Annotated in this window: 1 protein-coding gene; it reads left to right on the forward strand. The window is 61.8% G+C overall.

Annotated elements, in window-relative coordinates:
* On the forward strand, nt 1-741 hold a 741-nt coding region (locus INT19_RS12340; RefSeq protein ID WP_193060961.1), incomplete at both ends, for a FecCD family ABC transporter permease.

The following is a 741-nucleotide window of genomic DNA, read 5'->3' on the forward strand; positions in this document are numbered from 1 at the left end:
CAGATGAATGCGGCTTCATCGCTCGATTTCGGCCGAGCCGGACATGTTTCCCCCACGATCCTGCTTTTGGCCCTTCTGCTCCTCATCGGCCTCACGCTGCTTGCGGGTCTCATGTTCGTCGGCGGTCTGCCGCTGTCGGGAATGCAGGTCATGCAGGCACTCTCCGGCAAGGCTGCGCCGCTCATGCAGAAGATCGTCTGGGACATGCGTGGCCCGCGTATTCTCGCAGCCTGTCTTGCCGGTGCGGGTTTCGCCCTTGCCGGCGCGCTTTTTCAGGCAGCATTGCGCAATCCTCTGGCGGATTCGTCGATTGTCGGGGTCAATGGCGGGGCGACGGCAGGCATTCTTCTCATGGTGGCGCTGTTTCCCGCAGCAAGCGCGACGGGCATCGGCATGGCGGCACTTGCCGGTGGAATGCTTGCGGCGGCCACCGTCTATATCCTTGCATGGCGCACGAGGCTGACACCGACCTTTCTCATCCTGATCGGCATTTCCGTTTCCGCCCTTTGCGGCGCATTCGTGCAGATACTGGTCATGCAGACCCGCTTTACCGACAATCCGATGGTGTGGCTCATCGGCGGACTTTACGGGGCCAACTGGTCCACGGTGCAGATATTGTTTCCCACGCTTCTTGCCGGTTTCATCTGTGCGATGCTGGTGGCGACGAAACTCGAACTGCTTTCGCTCGGCGACATCACGGCGCGCAGCCTTGGTGCTGCGATCGCGCCCGTCAGGCTCGCC

Source organism: Halomonas sp. 3A7M, assembly GCF_014897875.1.
GTDB lineage: Bacteria > Pseudomonadota > Gammaproteobacteria > Pseudomonadales > Halomonadaceae > Vreelandella.